At 66.1% G+C, this 19,788-nt stretch carries 15 protein-coding genes; 10 read left to right on the top strand and 5 right to left on the bottom strand.

All coding sequences use genetic code 11. From position 1 onward, the window contains the following. Window positions 1–29: 29 nt before the first annotated feature. From ACYVH8_RS07145 to icmF, 3 genes are all read left to right on the top strand, one after another. Window positions 30–656 carry a TRAP transporter small permease subunit gene (locus ACYVH8_RS07145; protein WP_460488189.1) on the top strand — a complete coding sequence of 209 codons (627 nt, stop codon included), beginning with the start codon at window positions 30–32 and terminating at the stop codon, window positions 654–656. Window positions 657–686: 30 nt separating this feature from the next. Beyond that, window positions 687–2,534 carry a TRAP transporter large permease gene (locus ACYVH8_RS07140; protein ID WP_460488188.1) on the top strand — a complete coding sequence of 616 codons (1,848 nt, stop codon included), beginning with the start codon at window positions 687–689 and terminating at the stop codon, window positions 2,532–2,534. Window positions 2,535–2,641: 107 nt separating this feature from the next. After that, entirely contained in the window at window positions 2,642–6,085 is a 3,444-nt protein-coding gene (gene icmF / locus ACYVH8_RS07135) for a fused isobutyryl-CoA mutase/GTPase IcmF (protein ID WP_460488187.1), read from the top strand. Window positions 6,086–6,094: 9 nt separating this feature from the next. Here the strand turns inward: icmF and ACYVH8_RS07130 are convergent, their stop codons facing one another. The 3 genes from ACYVH8_RS07130 to ACYVH8_RS07120 all read right to left on the bottom strand — a co-directional run bounded on the left by ACYVH8_RS07130 (window position 6,095) and on the right by ACYVH8_RS07120 (window position 9,219). Continuing rightward, window positions 6,095–7,147 (bottom strand): DUF6352 family protein, encoded by a 1,053-nt coding sequence (locus ACYVH8_RS07130; protein ID WP_460488186.1) that lies wholly within the window; start codon window positions 7,145–7,147, stop codon window positions 6,095–6,097. 129 nt (window positions 7,148–7,276) lie between these two features. Further along, window positions 7,277–7,486, bottom strand: a complete 210-nt coding sequence (locus ACYVH8_RS07125) for a hypothetical protein (protein WP_460488185.1) — start codon at window positions 7,484–7,486, stop codon at window positions 7,277–7,279. Between the two features lie 143 nt (window positions 7,487–7,629). Then, a complete protein-coding gene (locus ACYVH8_RS07120) occupies window positions 7,630–9,219 on the bottom strand; it encodes a GMC family oxidoreductase (RefSeq protein ID WP_460488184.1) in 1,590 nt (529 codons plus the stop codon). 105 nt (window positions 9,220–9,324) lie between these two features. Between ACYVH8_RS07120 and ACYVH8_RS07115 the strand changes: the two genes are divergently transcribed. Beyond that, a complete protein-coding gene (locus ACYVH8_RS07115; protein ID WP_460488183.1) occupies window positions 9,325–10,077 on the top strand; it encodes a metallophosphoesterase family protein in 753 nt (250 codons plus the stop codon). Next, window positions 10,074–11,513, top strand: coding sequence for a serine/threonine protein kinase (locus tag ACYVH8_RS07110; RefSeq protein ID WP_460488182.1), 1,440 nt, complete (start codon window positions 10,074–10,076; stop codon window positions 11,511–11,513). The genes ACYVH8_RS07115 and ACYVH8_RS07110 overlap by 4 nt, the downstream gene beginning before the upstream one ends. 107 nt (window positions 11,514–11,620) lie before the next feature. On the opposite strand, the gene ACYVH8_RS07105 is transcribed toward ACYVH8_RS07110, so the two are convergent. Next, on the bottom strand, window positions 11,621–12,877 hold the full coding sequence (locus ACYVH8_RS07105; protein WP_460488181.1) for an HD-GYP domain-containing protein: 1,257 nt from the start codon (window positions 12,875–12,877) through the stop codon (window positions 11,621–11,623). Between the two features lie 88 nt (window positions 12,878–12,965). Here ACYVH8_RS07105 and ACYVH8_RS07100 point away from each other — a divergent pair, with 88 nt between their 5' ends. From ACYVH8_RS07100 to ACYVH8_RS07085, 4 genes are all read left to right on the top strand, one after another. Continuing rightward, window positions 12,966–13,994 (top strand): serine/threonine protein kinase, encoded by a 1,029-nt coding sequence (locus ACYVH8_RS07100; protein WP_460488180.1) that lies wholly within the window; start codon window positions 12,966–12,968, stop codon window positions 13,992–13,994. Between the two features lie 110 nt (window positions 13,995–14,104). After that, window positions 14,105–15,094: a tripartite tricarboxylate transporter substrate binding protein gene (locus ACYVH8_RS07095; RefSeq protein ID WP_460488179.1), complete on the top strand. Its 990-nt coding sequence runs from the start codon at window positions 14,105–14,107 to the stop codon at window positions 15,092–15,094. A gap of 147 nt (window positions 15,095–15,241) precedes the next feature. Beyond that, a complete protein-coding gene (locus ACYVH8_RS07090) occupies window positions 15,242–15,937 on the top strand; it encodes a molybdate ABC transporter substrate-binding protein (protein ID WP_460488178.1) in 696 nt (231 codons plus the stop codon). 6 nt (window positions 15,938–15,943) lie between these two features. After that, window positions 15,944–17,323 carry a twin-arginine translocation pathway signal gene (locus ACYVH8_RS07085; protein WP_460488177.1) on the top strand — a complete coding sequence of 460 codons (1,380 nt, stop codon included), beginning with the start codon at window positions 15,944–15,946 and terminating at the stop codon, window positions 17,321–17,323. 134 nt (window positions 17,324–17,457) lie between these two features. Here ACYVH8_RS07085 and ACYVH8_RS07080 read toward each other — a convergent pair whose 3' ends face one another. Beyond that, window positions 17,458–19,107, bottom strand: a complete 1,650-nt coding sequence (locus tag ACYVH8_RS07080; protein ID WP_460488176.1) for an ATP-binding protein — start codon at window positions 19,105–19,107, stop codon at window positions 17,458–17,460. Between the two features lie 266 nt (window positions 19,108–19,373). Here ACYVH8_RS07080 and ACYVH8_RS07075 point away from each other — a divergent pair, with 266 nt between their 5' ends. Continuing rightward, window positions 19,374–19,700 (top strand): tautomerase family protein, encoded by a 327-nt coding sequence (locus ACYVH8_RS07075; RefSeq protein WP_460488175.1) that lies wholly within the window; start codon window positions 19,374–19,376, stop codon window positions 19,698–19,700. The last annotated feature ends 88 nt before the right edge of the window (window positions 19,701–19,788 follow it).

Below are 19,788 nucleotides of genomic sequence, written 5' to 3'. Positions count from 1 at the left end.
GGTTTGTTTTTTGCACCAATAGAAATCCCATGAAAGTCCAATCCCTGCTGCACACGGCAGATGCCATCAGCACCTGGGTGGGCAAGGCGTTTGCCTGGCTCATCGTGGCGCTGATGCTGCTCGTGGTCATCGAAGTCTTCAAGCGCTATGCGCTCAATGCCCCCACCGCCTGGGTCTTTGACGCCAGCAACATGCTCTACGGCACCCTGTTCATGATGGGTGGCGCCTACACCCTGGCCCACGACGGCCATGTGCGTGGCGATTTCCTCTACGGCAGCATGAAGCCGCGCACCCAGGCCAGCATCGACCTGGTGCTGTATGTGATGTTCTTCCTGCCTGGTATCGCCGCCCTGACCTGGTCGGGCTGGACCTACTTCCAGGATTCCCTGGCCATCCATGAGCAGACCTTCAACGCGGATCCGCTGCCGGTCTACCCCTTCAAGTTCATGATCCCGCTGGCCGGTGCGCTGGTGCTGATGCAGGGCATCTCCGAGATTGTCCGCTGCGCGGTCTGCATCAAGACCGGTGAGTGGACACCGCGCATCAAGGACGCCGAGGAGGCCGACGTCGTGGCGCAGCAGCTGGCGGGCAGCGAGTATGTCGATGAAGAGGCCCGCAAGCTGGCCATCGAGCAATCCAAAGGTTTGAAAGGTTGAATGATGAGTGATGCAGCACTTGGTCTCACCATGCTGGGGCTCATCGTGGTCGTGATCATGATGGGTTTTCCGACGGCGTTCACGCTGATGGGCCTGGGCATGATGTTCGGCTTCGTCGCCCTGTACGACCCGGCCGCACACTGGCTGGACAACAAGGTTTTCGACCTGATGGTGCAACGCGCCTTCGGGGCCATGAACAACGACACGCTTCTGTCGATCCCGCTGTTCGTCCTGATGGGTTACATCATGGAACGGGGCGCGCTGGTGGACAAGATGTTCCACAGCGTGCAGCTGGCCTTCCGCCGCCTGCCGGGTTCGCTGGCCGTCACCACCCTGGTCATCTGCACCTTCTGGGGCATTGCCAGCGGCCTGGTCGGCGCTGTCGTGGTGCTCATGGGTGTGATCGCCATGCGCCCCATGCTCAATGCCGGTTACGACACCCGGCTGGCGGCCGGTGTCATCACCGCCGGGGGCACGCTGGGCATCCTGATCCCGCCTTCGGTCATGATCATCGTCTACGCGGCCGTGGCCGGTCAGTCGGTGGTCAAGCTCTACGCCGCGGCCATGTTTCCGGGTTTCTTCCTGGCCTTCCTCTACCTGGTCTATGTGATCGGCTGGGCCATGATCAACCCCAAGGTGGCGCCCAAGCTGCCGCCGGAAAAGATGAAGGCGCCGATCTCTCCTGCGGTCGCGCACATCGCCGCGAGCTACTCGCGCTTCATGCTGCCCGCCCTGCTGATGGCTGTGCTGATGCCGGCCAAGGCCCTGCGCAGTGGTATCGAAGGTGTGCAGCTCAGCTGGCTCAAGCTGCTGGGCGGACTGCTGCGGACCCTGGTGCCCGTGATCATCGCGGTAGTCTGTCTGGGTGTGACCTGGTGGTACGTCACCATCTACTCTCAGCAGGGCAGCGAAGCCGAGCCGGTCAAGGTGGTGCAACTGATGCAGAAGTCGGCGGACACACCCGCAGCGGCAAGCCCGCAGGAGCCGGTCGAAGCTGCGGGCCTGCAGGAGCTTTCCGGTTCCGACGGACCGGCGGCCGACGAGGCAGACAAGGACGAACCCCTGCAGGACATGAGCGCCGGCGAGGGGAGCGAGGCGCCCAAGGCCGAACCAGTGCCCGGGGGCTTTTACACCGGCTTCTGGGTGGCCTGCCTGATCGCTGTCGGCTTGCTGGCCTGGTACTACTGGAAGTTTGATGCCGAGCAGTACGAGATCCTGACCATGCTGATCACCTCGGTCATGCCCCTGGGCATCCTGACCTTTGTGGTGCTGGGGGTCATCCTTTTCGGCATCACCACGGCCACGGAGTCGGCGGCGGTGGGTGCGGCGGGTGCTTTCCTCATGGCCTGGCAGGCCGGCACGCTGGATTTCCAGCGCATCAAGGAGGCCGTGTTCCTGACCGCCAAGACCACCTCCATGGTGTGCTGGCTCTTTGTCGGCTCCGCCCTGTTCTCGGCCGTGTTTGCCATCCTCGGTGGCCAGCGCCTGGTCGAGGAGTGGGTGCTGAGCATGAACCTGTCGCCGATCCAGTTCATGCTGCTGTCCCAGGCCATCATCTTCGTGCTGGGCTGGCCGCTCGAATGGACCGAGATCATCGTGATCTTCGTGCCCATCTTCCTGCCCTTGCTGCAGCATTTCCATATCGATCCCATGCTCTGGGGTGTGCTGGTCTTCGTCAACCTGCAGGCGGCTTTCCTGAGCCCGCCGGTGGCGATGTCGGCCTTCTACCTGAAGGGGGTCAGCCCATCGCATGTGACGATCAACCAGATCTTCGCCGGCATGATGCCCTACATGCTGATCGTGATCCTTTGCATGGTCTTCATGTACATCTGGCCGGGCTTGACCCTGTGGCTGCCGAACTATCTCTACGGCGGATGACCGACAGGTTTTCAATCTGAAAAGGGGCGCCGCGGCGCCCCTTTCTCTTGGGGAATCCGGTCAAAAACGGTAAGATTGACGTTTACGTAAACGTCAATTGGCCCGCCATGACCGACCTGTCCGCCGACCACCAGGCCCTCGCGAACTACCGCCCCACGCACAAGGTGCGTTTCGTCACGGCCGCCAGCCTGTTCGACGGGCACGACGCGGCCATCAACATCATGCGGCGCATCCTGCAAGGCATGGGGGCCGAGGTCATCCACCTGGGCCATAACCGCAGCGTGGACGAGGTCGTCACCGCCGCCCTGCAGGAAGATGTGCAGGGCATCGCCATCAGTTCCTACCAGGGTGGCCACGTCGAGTACTTCAAGTACATGATGGACCTGCTCAAGGCGCGCGGCGGCGAGCATATCCAGGTCTTTGGCGGCGGCGGCGGCGTGATCGTGCCCACCGAGATCCGCGAGTTGCAGGCCTATGGCGTCACGCGCATCTACACCCCCGAGGATGGCCAGCGCATGGGCCTGGCCGGCATGATCGGCGAGATGGTCATGCGTTGTGACCGCGACCTCGGCACGCTGGCGCCGAAAAAGATCGAGGCCCTCCAGGGCCATGGCGAGGCAGCCTGGCGCGCCCTGGCCCGGCTCATCACCGCGCTGGAAAACCGTGAGGTTTCTGCCGAAGGCAAAAATGGCAGCGGGGGCGACAGCCCCACCCGCGCAGCGGGCGCCGATGTGGCGCTCGTCACGCGCCTGCGCGAACAGGCGGCAGCAAAGAAAGTCCCCGTGCTGGGCATCACCGGCACCGGCGGCGCCGGCAAGTCCAGCCTCACCGACGAGCTGATCCGCCGTCTGCGCCTGGACCAGGGCGATGCGCTGCGCGTGGCCGTCATCAGCATCGATCCCTCGCGCCGCAAGAGCGGCGGTGCTCTGCTGGGCGACCGCATCCGCATGAACGCCATCTCGCCCTGGGCAACAAGCTCCGTTCGGGCTGAGCCTGTCGAAGCCCACGCGAGCCCTTCGACCCTTCGACGGGCTCAGGACAGGCCAAGCTCAGGGCGAACGGATAGCGGGCAGCGTGTCTTCATGCGCTCACTCGCCACCCGCGATGCCGGCAGCGAGATCAGCGCGGCCCTGCCCGACGTGGTGGCCGCCTGCAAATGCGCGGGCTTCGACCTGATCGTCGTCGAGACCTCGGGCATAGGCCAGGGCGACGCGGCCATCGTGCCGCATGTGGACGTGCCGCTGTACGTGATGACCCCCGAGTTCGGCGCCGCCAGCCAGCTCGAGAAGATCGACATGCTGGACTTCGCCGAGTTCGTGGCCATCAACAAGTTCGACCGCAAGGGCGCGGCTGACGCACTGCGTGACGTGGCCAAGCAGGTGCAGCGCAACCGCGAGGCCTGGAGCACACCACCCGATCAGATGCCGGTCTTCGGCACCATGGCCGCGCGTTTCAACGACGACGGCGTGACCGCGCTCTACCAGGCGCTGAAGGTTCGCCTGGCCGCGCTGGGCCTCAAGCTCGAAGCCGGCCGCCTGCCGGCCGTGAGCGTGCGCCACAGCAGCAACCAGAGCCCCATCGTTCCCGGCGCGCGCACGCGTTACCTGGCCGAAATCTCCGACACCGTGCGCGGCTACAAGCGCCGCGCGCGGGCGCAGGCCCGCCTGGCGCGCGAGATCCAGCAGCTCAAGGCGGCGGCAACCATGCTCAAGGAGGAAAAGCCGGACCGCGCCAAGGCCGCCGAGGCGGCGATCGACCTGGCGCAGTCGCGCGAGCTGCAGATGGATGCCGACGCCAGCCGCCTGCTGGCCCAGTGGCCGGCCATGAGACTAGCTTATGCGGGCGACGAGTACGTGGTGAAGATCCGCGACAAGGAAATCCGCACCGCGCTGACCACCAAATCGCTCTCGGGCACCACGATCCGCAAGGTGGCCCTGCCGCCCTACGAGGACCATGGCGAAATCCTCAAGTGGCTGATGCTGGACAACGTGCCCGGCAGCTACCCCTACACGGCCGGCACCTTCGCCTTCAAGCGCGAGAACGAAGACCCCACGCGCATGTTCGCCGGCGAGGGTGACCCCTTCCGCACCAACAAGCGCTTCAAGCTGCTGAGCGCCAATATGCCGGCCAAGCGCCTGTCCACCGCCTTCGACTCGGTCACGCTCTACGGCAACGACCCCGACCCGCGCCCCGACATCTACGGCAAGGTCGGCAACTCGGGCGTGTCCATTGCCACGCTGGACGACATGAAGGTGCTCTACGAAGGCTTCGACCTCTGCGACTCGGCCACCTCGGTCAGCATGACCATCAACGGCCCCGCGCCCACCCTCCTGGCCATGTTCATGAACACGGCCATAGCCCAGTACCTGGCCAAGTTTCAGGTCGATAACGGGCGCCAACCCACGGACACCGAAGCGGAAAAGATCCGCGCCTGGGTGCTGGAGAACGTGCGCGGCACGGTGCAGGCCGATATCCTCAAGGAAGACCAGGGCCAGAACACCTGCATCTTCTCCACCGAGTTCTCGCTCAAGGTCATGGGCGACATCGCCGAGTACTTCGTGCACAACCGCGTGCGCAATTTCTACAGCGTGTCCATCAGCGGTTACCACATCGCCGAGGCCGGCGCCAACCCCATCAGCCAGCTGGCCTTCACCCTGTCCAACGGCCTGACGCTGGTGGAGGCCTATCTGGCGCGCGGCATGCACATCGACGACTTCGCGCCCAATCTTTCCTTCTTCTTCTCCAACGGCATGGACCCCGAGTACACCGTGATGGGCCGTGTGGCGCGCCGCATCTGGGCCGTGGCCATGAAGGAGAAGTACGGCGCGAACGAACGCAGCCAGAAGCTCAAGTACCACATCCAGACCAGCGGCCGCAGCCTGCATGCGCAGGAGATCCAGTTCAACGACATCCGCACGACGCTGCAGGCCCTGATCGCCATCTACGACAACTGCAACAGCCTGCACACGAATGCCTTCGACGAGGCCATCACCACACCGACCGAAGACAGCGTGCGCCGCGCCATGGCCATCCAGCTCATCATCAACCGCGAGTGGGGGCTGGCCAAGAACGAGAACCCCAGCCAGGGCGCTTTCATCATCGAGGAGCTGACCGAGCTGGTGGAAGAGGCCGTGCTGGCCGAGTTCGAGCGCATCAGCGAGCGCGGCGGTGTGCTCGGCGCCATGGAAACCGGCTACCAGCGCGGCAAGATCCAGGACGAGAGCATGACCTACGAGATGCTCAAGCACACCGGCGAGCTGCCCATCATCGGCGTCAACACCTTCCGCAACCCGCATGGCGACGCCGTGATGGAAAAGCTGGAACTGGCACGATCGACCGAAGAGGAAAAGCAGAGCCAGCTCCAGCGTCTGCAGGACTTCCACACGCGCCACGCGGCTGTGGCACCGGCCCAGCTGCAGCGCCTGCAGCAGGCCGTGATCGAAAACAGGAATGTGTTCGAGGTGCTGATGGACGCGGTGCGGGTTTGCTCCCTGGGCCAGATCACGACCGCGCTGTTCGAGGTCGGCGGCCAGTACCGCCGCAATATGTAGCGCCTGCTGCTACGCGGCCAGCGGCAGGTTGAGCAGCAGGTTCTGCGGCTTCAGGCGCAGCAGGCCCTGCGCGTTCATGGCCAGACCCAGCCAGACCGGTTTGCCCGCGAGCTCGGCCTGTACCACGGTCGGGTCGGCAAAGCTCAGGCGGAACAGGCTGACCAGGCGCTGCATGCGCTCGGGCGCCACTTCATGCTCTTCGTACAGATCGTTGAGGATGGCTGTGGCCTCGGCGTCCAGGCCGATGTGCCAGCGCCAGGCCACATCGTCCACGCGCGCCAGCGGTTCGATCGTCACGGCCACGCCCAGCAGGTGCCGCACCCAGAGCTCCAGCACACGGGCCAGCGCCTTCAGGCCGCTGCGCGCGCGGGTCATGCGCAGGGTGAGGCCGTGGCTCAGCTCCTGCTGCACTTCATGCGTGAGGTCCAGCAGGAAGTGGTAGCGCTCGCTGCGCTCCCAGTAACGCGCGGCGTTGGATGCATCGAGCACGGCCAGTTCGGCTTCGCGCAGCCGGGACTTGTTTTCCATCAGCAGGCGGCCGATCTCGCCCAGGCCGGCGTTCTCGCTGTACAGGTCCACCACGGCCTGGTCGGCGGCCAGCACCTGTCCCTCCTGCACGGTCAGGCGCTGCGGACGGAACAGCAGCTCGGCCGCGCGCAGCTGCAAGGAGTCCTCGCAGTTGTCGAGCAGGCCGCGCAGCATGGCCTGCACCATGAGGTCGATGAACAGCGGGGGGAGGGTGATGCGGCCGCTGCGCATGAGCCGCAGGTAACAGGCCTCCAGCGTGCCGGCGGCCTGCAGTGCGTCGCGGAATTTCAGGAAAAGCTGGTAGTTGTCGCGCGCGTCGGGGTCCTTGAAACGGGTCAAGGTCTCGGGCGGGACGGACTGCAGCGGATCGTCGCGCAGCGCCAGGTGCAGGCGGCGCTCGGCCTTGCAGGATTCGGGCGCCAGGGCCAGTTCGGGCCGGTCGAGGAAAAGCCGCAGATAGTCCGGCGTGACGATCAGCCAGCCCTGGGCATTGCGTTGCAGGCGGTCAAAACCGCAGGCGGGCCAGAAGTTCATGGCTGCGCGGCGCAGGCTGCGCGCAAGCCGACGGAAGGGGTCAGGCGTGCCAGGGAAAAACGTGTGAACAGGGGCGGTGCAGGCATGCGTCCGATGCTAGCACCGGTGGCAGGGTGGAGCCCGCGAAACTCAGTGGCTGCCGAGTTCACCCGGGATGGTTTCTTCGTCCAGCCCGTCATCGAGCGGGTCAACGGCGTAGGGGATCAGGGGCTTGTCCAGCGGGCGCAGCTGGTGGCGGCGCAGCGCACGTAATGACTTGGAGTGTTCCATGGTCTGGAGCACGATCTCGGGCTCCATCATGAGGCTGAAGGGGTTGAGCGAAATAGGGTTGGTTCTCACGGGTTTTCCTTGCATCACACCATTTCCCGATGTGGTGCAATCACTCTAGGCCCCGTGTCAGCCAACTTGAATCGGCATCCGCCGGTTTCTCGTGTCGGAAAAAACCTGACAAACCCTGTCGTCGCGCCTGACGGCCGTGTTGCTCAGCCGCCAGAGCGGATCAGGGCGGCGGCCTTCTCGGCCATCATGATCACCGGCGCATTGGTGTTGCCGCCCACCAGGCGGGGCATGACCGAGGCATCCACCACCCGCAGGCCTTGCAGGCCGTGCACGCGCAGCTGCGCATCCACCACGTCCATGGCCCCGGGCCCCATACGGCAGCTGCCTGCCGGGTGGTAGATGGTGTCCGCGTGGTTGCGGATGAAAGCTTCGATCTGTGCATCGCTCTGCGCCGCGGCCGAGGCCGGCAACTCGCGCGCGCCGAAACGCGCCAGCGCCGGCTGCGAGAGGATGTTGCGCATCAGCTTGAAGCCGCGCACCAGCCGGTCCACGTCGTCGCGCTCGGCCAGGAAGTTGGGGTCGATCAGCGGCGCTGCCAGCGGGTCGGCGCTGGCCAGGCGCACGCTGCCGCGGCTCTTGGGGCGCAGCAGGCAGACGTGGCAGGAATAACCGTGGCCGAAGGTGGTGGTGCGGCCGTGGTTGACCAGCTTGCCCACCACGAAGTGCAGTTGCAGGTCGGGGATGGTTTCGCTGTCCTGACTGCGGATGAAACCGCCGGCCTCGGCAAAGTTGGTGGTCAGCATGCCGCTGCGCGCGCGGCGCCACTCGAAGATGCCGCGCAGCATCTTGAGCGCGCCCTTGAAGGACAGGCCGAAGAGATCGGTCAGCTGCGGTGCGTCGCAGACCAGCACCACGTCCGCATGGTCCTGCAGATGGCGGCCCACGCCGGGCAGCTCGTGCAGGGGCGTGATGCCGTGCTCGCGCAGCTGCTCCGCCGCACCGATGCCCGAAAGCATCAGCAGCTGCGGCGAGAGCAGGGCGCCGGCGCTCAGCAGCACCTCGCGGCTGGCGCGCAGTGTGCGCTTCTGACCGTCCTGGACAAACTCCACGCCGACAGCGCGTTTGCCTTCGAGCAGGATGCGCGTCGCGTGGGCGCCGGTGATCACCTGCAGGTTGGCGCGTGCGCGGTGGGGTGTGAGGTAGGCCTTGGCCGCGCTGTGGCGCTCGCCGTTCCTGTGCGTGACCTGGTACAGGCCCACGCCTTCCTGCTCGGCGCCGTTGAAGTCCCGGTTGTGCGGGTAACCGGCCTGCACGCCGGCCTGCACGAAGTCCGGGCTGTGGCGGTTCGGTTGCGCCAAGTCCATCACGTTGAGCGGGCCGCCGCTGCCGTGGAAATCGTCGGCGCCGCGTTCGTTGTGCTCGGCCCGCTTGAAAAAAGGCAGCACGTCGGACCAGGCCCAGCCCGGGTTGCCCTGGGCGGCCCAGTCGTCGTAGTCGCGCCGGTGGCCGCGCGCGTAGATCATGGCGTTGACCGAACTCGATCCGCCCAGCACCTTGCCGCGCGGCTGGTAACCACGCCGGCCGTTCAGGCCGGCCTGCGGCACGGTCTGCAGCTTCCAGTTGGCCTGGCCGCTCTTGGCCAGCAGGGCCAGGCCGGCCGGGCAGTGGATCAGCACGCTGTCATCGCGCGGGCCGGCCTCCAGCAGAGCCACTTGCACGCCGGGGTCTTCGGACAGGCGCGCGGCCAGCACGCAGCCGGCCGAGCCGCCGCCGATGATGATGTAGTCGTACATGACAGTCTCCTGCCGACGCATATTAGTCCCGGACCCCGCGGGGGCGACCCCGGGTGATACCCGCATGCCCTTGGTCGACCCCGCCCGGCAGGGCATACTGGATGCATGCGACTGGCCCTGCTGTCCGACATCCACGCCAACCTCCAGGCCCTGGAGGCCTGCCTGGCCCATGCCCGGGAACAGGGCGCCGAGCGCCACGCCTTCCTGGGCGACCTGGTCGGCTACGGCGCCGATCCTGGCCCCGTGGTGCAGCGGGTGATGCAGTTGGCCAGCGAAGGGGCGCTGGTGCTCAAGGGCAACCACGACGACATGGCCGCCCATCCGCCTGCGGGCAACAGCACCCTGGGCGAGAGCACGGCGTGGTGGACGCACGAGCAGCTCGACCCTGCGCAGCGGACCTTCCTGGCCGAGCTGCCCATGACCCTGCAGGACGATCGCCTGCTGCTGGTGCACGCGACGGCCGACGAACCTGCGCTGTGGCGTTACGTCTACGACGCACAGATGGCCTCCCTCAGCCTGGAGGCCGCCGGCAGGCGCGAGGGCGTGCGCTACGTCTTCGGCGGGCACGTGCACCGCCAGTCGCTCTACTACCGGGGAGCGGACGACAATCTCATCCCCTTCGTGCCCACGCCCGGCGTGGCCGTGCCGGTGTCGCCGCGCCGGCACTGGCTGGCCACCATCGGTTCGGTCGGGCAGCCGCGCGACGGCAGCCCGCGCGCCATGTATGCCCTGTTCGACACCGAGCAGACGCAGCTGACCTTCCACCGCGTGGCCTACGATCACCACGCCGCGGCCCAAGCCATCCGCGAGGCCGGCCTGCCCGGCTTCTTCGCCGACCGCCTGGAGCTGGGCCGATGAAACTGCTGGAGCCGGGCAGCGAACTGGATGGTTTCGTGGTGGACGAGTGCATCCACCAGGGCAGCATGGCCCACATCTACCGCGTGCATTACGCCAAGGGCGCACCCGACCCCGGTTTCCCCCTGGCCATGAAAGTGCCGCGCATGGCCGAGGGCGACGGCGCCGAGAACATCGTGAGCTTCGAGGTCGAGCAGCAGATCCTGCCGGCCCTGAGCGGGCCGCACGTGCCGCGTTTTGTCGCCGCCGGCGACCTGGAGCGCTGGCCCTACCTGGTCATGGAATACCTGCCCGGGCGCACCCTCACGCACTGGCTGGAGCAGCCCGCGCTGCCCGCCATCGAGGCGGTGGTGCAGCTGGGCGTGGCCCTGGCCCATGCCGCGCACAGCCTGCACCAGCAGAACACCGTGCACCTGGACCTCAAGCCGGCCAATGTGCTGGTGCGCGAGGATGGCTCGGTCGTGCTGCTGGACTTCGGCCTGTCCTGCCATGCGCACTACCCCGACCTGCTGGCCGAAGAGTTGCGCCGCGCCGTGGGCTCCCCGGCCTGGATGGCGCCCGAACAGGTGGTGGGCGTGCGCGGCGACCCGCGCAGCGATGTCTTCGCCATCGGCGTCATGCTCTACCAGCTGTTCACGCGAGAGCTGCCTTTCGGCGCGCCCGTGACCAACGGCGGCCTGCGCCAGCGCCTGTGGATGGAGCCGCCGCCGCCGCGCCGTTACCGCCCCGAGCTGCCGGCCTGGCTGCAGGAAGTGGTGCTGCGCTGCCTGGCGCCCGAGGCCGCGCAGCGCTACCCTTCTGCTGCGCACCTGGCCTTCGACCTGCAGCACCCGCAGCAGGTGCGCGTGAGCGCGCGCGGCGAGCGCCGCTACGGCGCCGGCGTCTGGGCCCTGTTCAAACGCTGGGTGCGCGCGGCGGGTTTGCATTACCAGCCCAGCCCGCTGCCGGCGCGGCTGATCGCCGAAGTGCCCATCGTCCTGGTGGCCGTGCCGCATGAGGATGTGAGCGACGCCACGCTGTATTCGCTGCGCCAGGCGGCGGCCCGTGCCCTGGGCACACGCCCCGGCGCGCGCCTGGCCTGCGTGACCGTGATCTCGTCGGGGGCCACCGGCAGCGTGAGCGCGCGCCAGAGCGAGACCAGCATGCACCGGCGTTACCTCACCCAGCTCAGGCTGTGGGCCCAGCCGCTGGAGCAGACGGGGCACCAGATCTCCTGTCATGTGCTGGAGGCCGGTGACGTGGCGCGGGCGCTGCTCGACTACGCGCGCGGCAACCGTGTGGGGGTCATCGTCATGGGGGCGGCCACGCATGGCCTGTTGACGCAGCGCTTCATCGCCACCGTGCCCATCCGGGTGGCCATGGACGCACCCTGCACCGTCATCCTCGTCAAGCAGACCTTGCCCTTCGAGCAGCTCGCCACGGCGACAGAAGAGATATAAGTCCAGGGCACCCGCGGAACCGGCTTTGCCGGGCCGCCGGGTGCGTCCCCCTCCCGCCGTAGGCGAGAGAGGGGGAAGCGGCGTCAGCCGCTCAGGGGGTGCTTCAGTCAAAGACTGAAGTGTTTCCTCACCATGCGTGTGAGCAGGGCCTGCAGCTGTTCCTCGTCGGCCTCGGTCAGCGTGCGGTAGACCGTGGCGGCCTGCTGGTCGAAGACCTGCACCAGGTGCGGGTCGAAATGCCTGCCGGCCTGCGCGCGCAGCGCCTCCATGGCGGCTTCCAGCGGCACTGGCTCCTTGTAGGGGCGGCGCGAGCACAGGGCGTCGAACACATCGGCAATCGCGAAGATGCGCGCCACCAGCGGGATGTCGGTGCCGGCCAGCCCGCGCGGGTAACCGCTGCCGTCCCATTTCTCGTGGTGACCGGCCACCACGGCCTGGCCGCCGGCCAGCCAGCCCGAGCCGCTGACGATGTCCTCGCCCGCGGCCACGTGCGTGTGCATGATGAGCATTTCCTCGTGGCTGAGCGGGCCGGGCTTGAGAAGGATGTGCTCGGGGATGCCGATCTTGCCCACGTCGTGCAGGAAGCTGCCCGCGATCAGCTCCTGCATGCGCGTGCCGTGCAGACCCACGGCCTCGGCCAGCGTGGCCGAGATCCAGGCCACGCGGTAGTTGTGGATGCCGTTGTCCGAATCGCGCCGTGCGATCGCGCGGCCCAGCGCCTCCATCATCGCGATGTGCGATTCCAGCAGCTCGCGCTGGCGGTCCTGGCTGTCGCGGTTCAGGCGCAGCACCAGCGGGTAGAGCGCGACACCGCACAGCAGCACGGCCAGCGCGGTCAGAAGGCCCGTGCGGCGCGCGTCGGCCAGCATGCGCTCGCGCTGCCAGTCGGGCACCAGGCGTGCGCCTTCGAAATAACCGGCCAGGGCCTGGCCCTCGCTGCGCAGCGGGATGAAGATGCGCAGCACCGCCCGGCGCCCGGGCAGCCAGCGCCGCTCAAACCAGGACTGGGTGTAACTGCGCGCGCCGCGCGGCGGCAGCTCGGCGTCCAGCGCGCGGCCGTCGGCGTTGAACTGCTCGGCCATCAGCAGGCCGCCCGCGGTGTAGATCTGTGCGATGTCGAAGTAGGAGGCTGCCAGCGCCTGCGCTGCGGCCTGCGCATTGCGCGTGGCCTGCACGCCCTCGGGCCGGAAAGCCTCCTGGCGCAACAGGCGCTGCGCGTCCTCGGTGGCCTGGGCCACCAGCGTGTCTTCGGCCTTGTCGTGGGCGATGAAGCCCGCCGCCAGGCCGGCCAGCACGGCCACGGCCAGCGCCACGCCGGCGGTGCCGAGCGCGAGCTTGCGATGGAAGGGCAGCATGGGGGACATGCGAGCCAGTGTAGCCACGCCCCCGGAGGGGCCGCCTAGGGAAAACGCCAGCGATTTGCATACGGATCGCAAAGGCGACAATCGGGACATGAGCACCTCCGACACCGCCGCCCGCCATCCCTTCGAGATGCTCACGCCCGACGCCGTGGTGGACGCGCTGGAGGGCCTGGGCCTGGCCTGCGACGGCCGCCTGCAGGCTCTGAGCTCCTACGAAAACCGGGTTTACCAGGTGCAGCTGGAAGACGGCCAGGCCGTGGTGGCCAAGTTCTACCGCCCGGCGCGCTGGAGCGAGGCGCAGATCCTGGAAGAACACGCTTTTGCGGCCGAACTGGCGGCCGCCGAGGTGCCCGTGGTGGCGCCGCTGACGCTGGGCGGCGCCACGCTGCACAGTCACGCCGGTTTCATGTTCTCCGTCTGCCCGCGCCGTGGCGGCCGCCCGCCCGAATTGGACGACGACGAGGTGCTGGAATGGATCGGCCGTTTCCTCGCGCGCCTGCACACCGTGGGCGCAGCGCGCCCTTTTTCGAGCCGCCCTGCGCTGGATCTGCAATCCTTCGGGCGCGAACCCCTGGACTGGCTGCTGCGGCACGAGATGATCCCGCTGGACGTGCAGTCGGCCTGGCAGCGCCAGTGCGAAGCCGCCCTGGCCCTCATCGCGCAGCAGCCGGCCCTGACGGGCGCGCCAAGCGACATCCGCCGCCTGCGCCTGCATGGCGACTGTCACTCGGGCAATGTGCTGTGGACCCCGGTGGACGTGCCCGCCGCCGCCGGGCCCGGCCCGCACTTCGTGGACCTGGACGACGCGCGCACCGGCCCGGCCGTGCAGGACCTGTGGATGCTGCTCTCGGGCGACCGCGCCCAGCGCACCTGGCAGCTCAGTTGCCTGCTCGACGGCTACGAACAGCTGCGCGACTTCGATCGCCGCGAACTCGCCCTGATCGAGCCCCTGCGCACCCTGCGCCTCATCCACTACAGCGCCTGGCTGGCGCGTCGCTGGGACGACCCCACCTTCCCCATCAACTTTCCCTGGTTCGGCAGCAGCGACTACTGGAAGGGCCAGGTGCAGATGCTGGAAGACCAGATCGAAGCCATGCAGGAAGAACCTTTGCTGGTCTGAGCAAAGCCTGAGCTGGCAGCCAACCAATGCGAGCCAAGTTCAGGGATAGCCCGGGGGCGTAGTCGCGGCTCTGCGGCTAGCATGCATGCAACCCATCAGGAGACTGCACCATGCGATTCCCCATCCTGCGCGGCCTGCTGGCCGTGCTGCTGCTTGCGGCCACCGCGGCCCAGGCCCAGACCGCTTCGACAGGCTCGGGGCAGGCCTACCCCAGCAAGTCGGTGCGCATCGTCGTGCCCTTTGCCGCCGGCGGCCCGGCCGACAACTACGCGCGTTTCATCGGCCAGCGCCTGGGCGAGGCCCTGGGCCAGTCCTTCGTGGTCGACAACCGGCCCGGCGCGGGCTCCATCATCGGCACCGACCTGGTGGCCAAGGCCCCGGCCGACGGCTACACCTTGCTGATGATGTCCAACACCCACACGGTGAACGAGACGCTCATACCCAGCAAGCCCTTTGTGCTCCTGCGCGACTTCGTGCCCGTGGCGCCCGTCAACTATTCCGACCTGCTGCTGGTCACCCACCCTTCGCTGCCGGTGAAGAACCTGCAGGACATCCTCAAGCTCGCCAAGGACAAACCCGGCAAGTACAACTACGCCTCCAGCGGTCCGGGCACCCCGTACCACATGGCCGGTGAACTTTTCAAGAGCATGGCCGGCATCTACCTGGTGCACATCCCCTACCGCGGCAGCTCGGGCGCGCGCGCCGACATCATCGGCGGCCAGGTCGACATGATGTTCGATGCCGTCACCACCATGGCCGAGCAGGCCCGAGCCGGCAAGGTGCGCGCCATCGCCACCAGCGGCCGCCAGCGTTCCGCCGTGCTGCCCGACGTGCCCACCCTGGCCGAGGCCGGACTGCCCGGTTACGAGGCCTCCATCTGGCTCGGCCTCATGGCGCCCAGGGGCACGCCGCCGGCCATCGTGTCGCAGCTCAACGAAGCCGTGAGCAAGATCGTGAGCCAGACCGAGGTGCGCCAGCTCTGGGCCAAGCAGGGCGCCACGCCCATGCTGATGAGCCCGCAGGAATTCGACAAGTACATGCGCGAGGATATCGCCAAGTGGGCGCGCGTGATCCAGAGCGCCGGCATCAAGGCCGATTGATTGAACCCCCCCGTGCCGGCCAGCGCCGGCTCCCCCCTTGTAGGGGGCAACGCCAGTGGCCCGGCAAAGCCGGTTCCACGGGGCGTTCCCCGCATAAACCCTTCGTGCGTAGCGTTCTGACATCTTTCGGCTGAATAATCGGGTTCTATGAGTTCACTTCACATCATCAGCGGCGGCGCCGCGCAAGGGCTGGTCAACGCGCTGCGTGGCAGCATCTACAACGAGACCGGCCGCGCCGTCGAAGGCAGCTTCGGCGCCGTCGGGCTCATGCGCGACAAGCTGCTGGCCGGCGAGCCTTGTGACGTGCTCATCCTCACCCAGGCGCTGATCGACGAACTCACGGCCCAGGGCCATGTACAAGCCGGCAGCGCCACGCCCCTGGGCGTGGTCAAGACCGGCGTGGCCGTGAAAAGCGGCGAGCCGCAGCCGAAAGTGGACACCGCCGAGGCGCTCAAGGCCGCCCTGCTGGCCGCCAAAGGCATCTACTTCCCCGACCCGATCAAGGCCACGGCCGGCATCCATGTCATGAGCGTGCTCAAGCAGCTGGGCATCGCCCAGCAGGTGGCCGGCGCGCTGCGCCCTTACCCCAACGGTGCCACCGCCATGAAGGAAATGGCCGCCGCCAGCGGCCCGGGCCTGATCGGCTGCACCCAGGTCACGGAAATTCTCTACACCCCGGGCGTGCAGCTCATCAACGTGCTGCCCAAGAAATTCGAGCTGGCCACGGTCTACACCGCGGCCATCGCCACCAAAGCCGAGCAGCCCCAGGCCGCCCGCATGATGATCGACCTGCTGGCCGCGCCTGCCGCGGCGGAACTGCGCCGCTCCGGCGGCTTTGAGTGAACCACCATGCTGACACGTCGCCTGCTCCTTCCCCTCTTCGCCAGCCTGGCCCTGCTGGCCGGCTGCACCACTGCGCCTTCGCTCAGCGAGGCGCCCCCCATCGTCTTCGTCCACGGCAATGGCGACAGCGCCGCGCTGTGGCAGACCACGCTCTGGCGTTTTGAATCCAACGGCTGGCCGCGCGAGCGCCTGCACGCCATCGAGCTGCCCTATCCCCTGGCGCGTGACGACGACAGCAAGGCCCAGCCCGGCCGCACCTCCACCGCCGAGCACATGGCCTATCTGAAGGCCGAGGTCGAGAAGGTCTTGCGCGTCACGGGTGCGCAGCAGGTCGTGCTGATCGGCAATTCACGCGGCGGCAACGCCATCCGCAACTACATCCAGAACGGCGGCGGTGCGGCCACCGTCTCGCACGCCATCCTGGGCGGCACACCCAACCACGGCGTCTGGGCCATCAAGGGCTTCCGCGAGGGCAATGAGTTCTCGGGCACCGGCCCCTTCCTCACGGGCCTGAACGCGCCCAAGAACGCCAATGGTGACGAGGTGACAGGCCCGGTGCGCTGGATGACCATCCGCAGCGACAACAACGACAAGTTCGCCCAAGCCGACGGCCTGTGGATAGGCGCCAAAGGCACCCCCACCAACGTCACGGCCGCCGGCCCCGAACTCAAGGGCGCCACCAATGTGGTCGTCCCGCGCATCGACCACCGTGAAACGTCTTATTCGCCCGCAGCCTTCGCCGCGGCCTACAGCTTCATCACCGGCCGGGCCACCCTGGTGCGCGACATCGCGCCCGAGGCACGCATCGAACTCGGCGGTGTCATCACCGGCCAGGGTGTAGACCCGCTGAACCCGGCCACCGGCAACTTCGCCAACAACCTGCCACTGCCCGGCGCCGAACTCGCCATCTACGAGACCAACACGGCCACGGGCCAGCGTATCGGCGCCGCGGCCTACACGTACAAGGTCGGCGCCGACGGCCGCTGGGGCCCCTTCACGGCCCAGGCCGGCACGGCCTACGAATTCGAGATCAAGGCGCCGGGTTACGCCACCACGCACATCTACCGCAGCGCTTTCCCGCGCTCCAGCACCATCGTCAACCTGCGCCCCGAACGCATCGCCGCCGCCGACCAGGACGCCCAGGCGCTGGTCATCTTCACCCGCCCGCGGGGCTACTTCGATGCGCAACGGGATCACCTGAGCTTCGACGGCCAGACCCTGCCGCCGGGTGTGCCGCCCATGGGCGCCGGGGTGTCCAGCTCCAAACTCAAGCTGGGCACAGCCGAAGGCCGCGCCATCGCGGCGGAGTTCAACGGCGAAAAGCTGGTGGGCCGTGTCTGGCCTGCGGCGCAGCAGCGGGTGACGGTGCTGGAGCTGACGTACTGAACGTTTCTGTACGTACGGGCTGAGTTCGGTGCCTTAATTCATTGTGCGGCGCTTAAATCCGCGCAATGAATTGTTTTATAAGCTGTTGTTTTTATTGGTGTTTTTTTTTAATTTTGACCATCTCTAAAGCTTACTCAAAAATCTTCCAACTTATAGACCTTGTATTCCATCAGCTTCCATCGAGCCCATCGGCGCTGGCCGTGCAGGAATACAGAGCGTTCTTCCCGGAGTTCATGCATCAAAGCTTGCACGGCACTGGCAGGTAGTGCTGGCAGTACTTGGCGTAGTTCTGCAAGTGGGGCGCCTTCTTCTTTTTGTTTGGACAGGTGCTTGAGAAGAAGCGCTTTGTTGGTTTCGCGATCCAGTCCTTTTTTGCGGGTGTGCGTGCCTTTGGCACCCAACGCAGCATAAAGCGCTTCAGACAGGATATAGCGCACTCCCCGCCCATGTCCTACGACTTCCACTGCCCCTGCGCTTACCAGACCAGGCAAGCGTTCCTTCATGTGCGGCGACAGTGGTTGTTCGCGATGCAGCGCATCCAGCGTCAGAAAGTCCTCGGTGGAAAATGAACGCAGGGTTTGCTCACCCAGGCGTTCCAGGAAACGTACAAAGGCCGGGCTTCGTACCATGCCATCCAGTGTCAAACGTACCTCGTGTTCGGCTGTGCCGGCAAAGCTGGGTAATTGTTTGCCTTGACGGATGGCGCTTTCGAACATCAGGTTCATGCCTTGACCCGATCGTTCAATCAGACCGCATTTGGCAAGTGCCTCGGCCAGTCGGCGATTGCGCGGGTTTTGCTGATCCAGGATATTGGCTGGGGTGATACCAGGCGGCAAGCCTCCCGGGCTCACCACTTCCAGTCGTTGAGGATATTGACGAACGAATACCGAGCCACCCAGCCGGTAATCACGATGTGCCACTGCGTTGAGCAACGCTTCGCGTACCGCGACTTCGTCAAACGTCAGCAAATCCAGACGGAAAAGACCATCTTGATAGCTTTGCTTCTCGTTGCGCAGGTTGATCTTGTTCCACAGTGCATCCTGCCAGTTGAAGAAGCCCTCCCGGTATTCCTCACGGTCGGCTGCCGGGCCCGAGGCATCGGATGGGCGGTATTCAAATACCAGCTCCGCTTGTGCCAGCCATCTTCCCAGGGCAGTACGCGTGCCGAACAGGATCAATGCGGCATAAGTAATTTGCCCGCCCAGCAGCAGTTCGGCATTCGTGAGCGTTTCAGTGTCGTTCCAGAGTAGCTTGCGTTCGTCGTGCGACTTCCTGGCCCAGCGCTCACGAAATAATGCAATGGCTGCTGGCGCCAAGTCTTGCAACCCGGCACCCGGGCACAACTCGGCGGAAAAATCGGGGCCAGTTTCTGCAAAGATGTTTTTGAGTTCGGCGTCACCTAAAGCCGTCAATTCGTCGCCAGCGCGCTTGAGATAGCTGCCATCGATTTGCCAGGCTGTGCCGGGCAGGCGCGCTGGCACGTGTACGATCAAGACACGTCCTTCGGGTACTCGCAACTCTTCTATCGGGATGCGCTGTGACAGTCGTTCATGTAGCCCTGCCTCGGTTCGCCCAGGTTCTTCGAAAGCGTTGGTGCCCACGATCTGACGCGGACGGCGATCACTGACCCCCAGAATGATCTTGCCGCCACCTTCATTCGCCAAGGCTACACAGTACCGCACCAGTTTGTCGAAGTGGTAACTGTTCCTGGCTTCCTTGAACTCCAGCCGCAAACCCTCTGGTTCGGCCAGCCAATACACGAGTTGCTCTGGTGTGGTGATCATGATTCGATAATCTTACAGACACCCACAGAAGAGGTATGAGCGTCGATGGCCCTTATTCTCTTCAAATAGTAGGGAGATGCGATGACTCGTATTTCGATCTATACATCAGTCAGGTGCGGGTCGCCAGCGGCTCAGCCTGGAAGGCTCGCTTACGATGGTCCTCCGCTCGCTTCTTGAAACCCAGCCATGCCATTGACCCGAATCTCCGCCCCCAGACACCTGCCCCACGCCAAGATCAAGGCGCTGGCCGACGCGGCCCAGGAGGCTTGGTCAGCACCTGCAACGTGCCGGCCAATGACCTCTTCCAGCTGCTGGCGCGCTTTGACGCAGAGGAGATGATTCTTGATCCCGCCTTCGGGGGCGTGAACCGATCTCAAGACGGCTGCATCGTGGAGATCACTTTTCTCCAGGGACGTACGGATGGGCAGAAGCGGCAGCTCTACAAACGGCTGACCGCGCGCGCCGTCGAGGCGGGGTTCCGCCCCGATGACGTCATGATCGCGCTCGTGGAGAACACGCGCATGGACTGGTCGCTGGGCCATGGCGTGGCCTATGCGGATCACGTCCAGTCGTCGAAGCAAGCCGGGAGTTGACACTGAAAGCCAGGAGGGAAAGCACACGTCCACGCTGACGGCGTCCCTCCGATATCAAAGAAAAACCGCCCGCAGGCGGTTTTGTTTT

It is taken from the genome of Curvibacter fontanus, from assembly GCF_054780335.1.
The sequence above is the reverse complement of the archived record's forward strand: the minus strand, read 5'-3'. Positions and strand labels throughout refer to the sequence as shown.

Coding starts and splice junctions, on each gene's coding strand:
- ACYVH8_RS07145 (WP_460488189.1), top strand. CDS start 30: ATGAAAGTCCAATCCCTGCTGCACACGGCAGATGCCATCAGCACCTGG.
- ACYVH8_RS07140 (WP_460488188.1), top strand. CDS start 687: ATGCTGGGGCTCATCGTGGTCGTGATCATGATGGGTTTTCCGACGGCG.
- icmF (WP_460488187.1), top strand. CDS start 2,642: ATGACCGACCTGTCCGCCGACCACCAGGCCCTCGCGAACTACCGCCCC.
- ACYVH8_RS07130 (WP_460488186.1), bottom strand. CDS start 7,147: ATGAACTTCTGGCCCGCCTGCGGTTTTGACCGCCTGCAACGCAATGCC.
- ACYVH8_RS07120 (WP_460488184.1), bottom strand. CDS start 9,219: ATGTACGACTACATCATCATCGGCGGCGGCTCGGCCGGCTGCGTGCTG.
- ACYVH8_RS07115 (WP_460488183.1), top strand. CDS start 9,325: ATGCGACTGGCCCTGCTGTCCGACATCCACGCCAACCTCCAGGCCCTG.
- ACYVH8_RS07110 (WP_460488182.1), top strand. CDS start 10,074: ATGAAACTGCTGGAGCCGGGCAGCGAACTGGATGGTTTCGTGGTGGAC.
- ACYVH8_RS07105 (WP_460488181.1), bottom strand. CDS start 12,877: ATGTCCCCCATGCTGCCCTTCCATCGCAAGCTCGCGCTCGGCACCGCC.
- ACYVH8_RS07100 (WP_460488180.1), top strand. CDS start 12,966: ATGAGCACCTCCGACACCGCCGCCCGCCATCCCTTCGAGATGCTCACG.
- ACYVH8_RS07095 (WP_460488179.1), top strand. CDS start 14,105: ATGCGATTCCCCATCCTGCGCGGCCTGCTGGCCGTGCTGCTGCTTGCG.
- ACYVH8_RS07090 (WP_460488178.1), top strand. CDS start 15,242: ATGAGTTCACTTCACATCATCAGCGGCGGCGCCGCGCAAGGGCTGGTC.
- ACYVH8_RS07085 (WP_460488177.1), top strand. CDS start 15,944: ATGCTGACACGTCGCCTGCTCCTTCCCCTCTTCGCCAGCCTGGCCCTG.
- ACYVH8_RS07080 (WP_460488176.1), bottom strand. CDS start 19,107: ATGATCACCACACCAGAGCAACTCGTGTATTGGCTGGCCGAACCAGAG.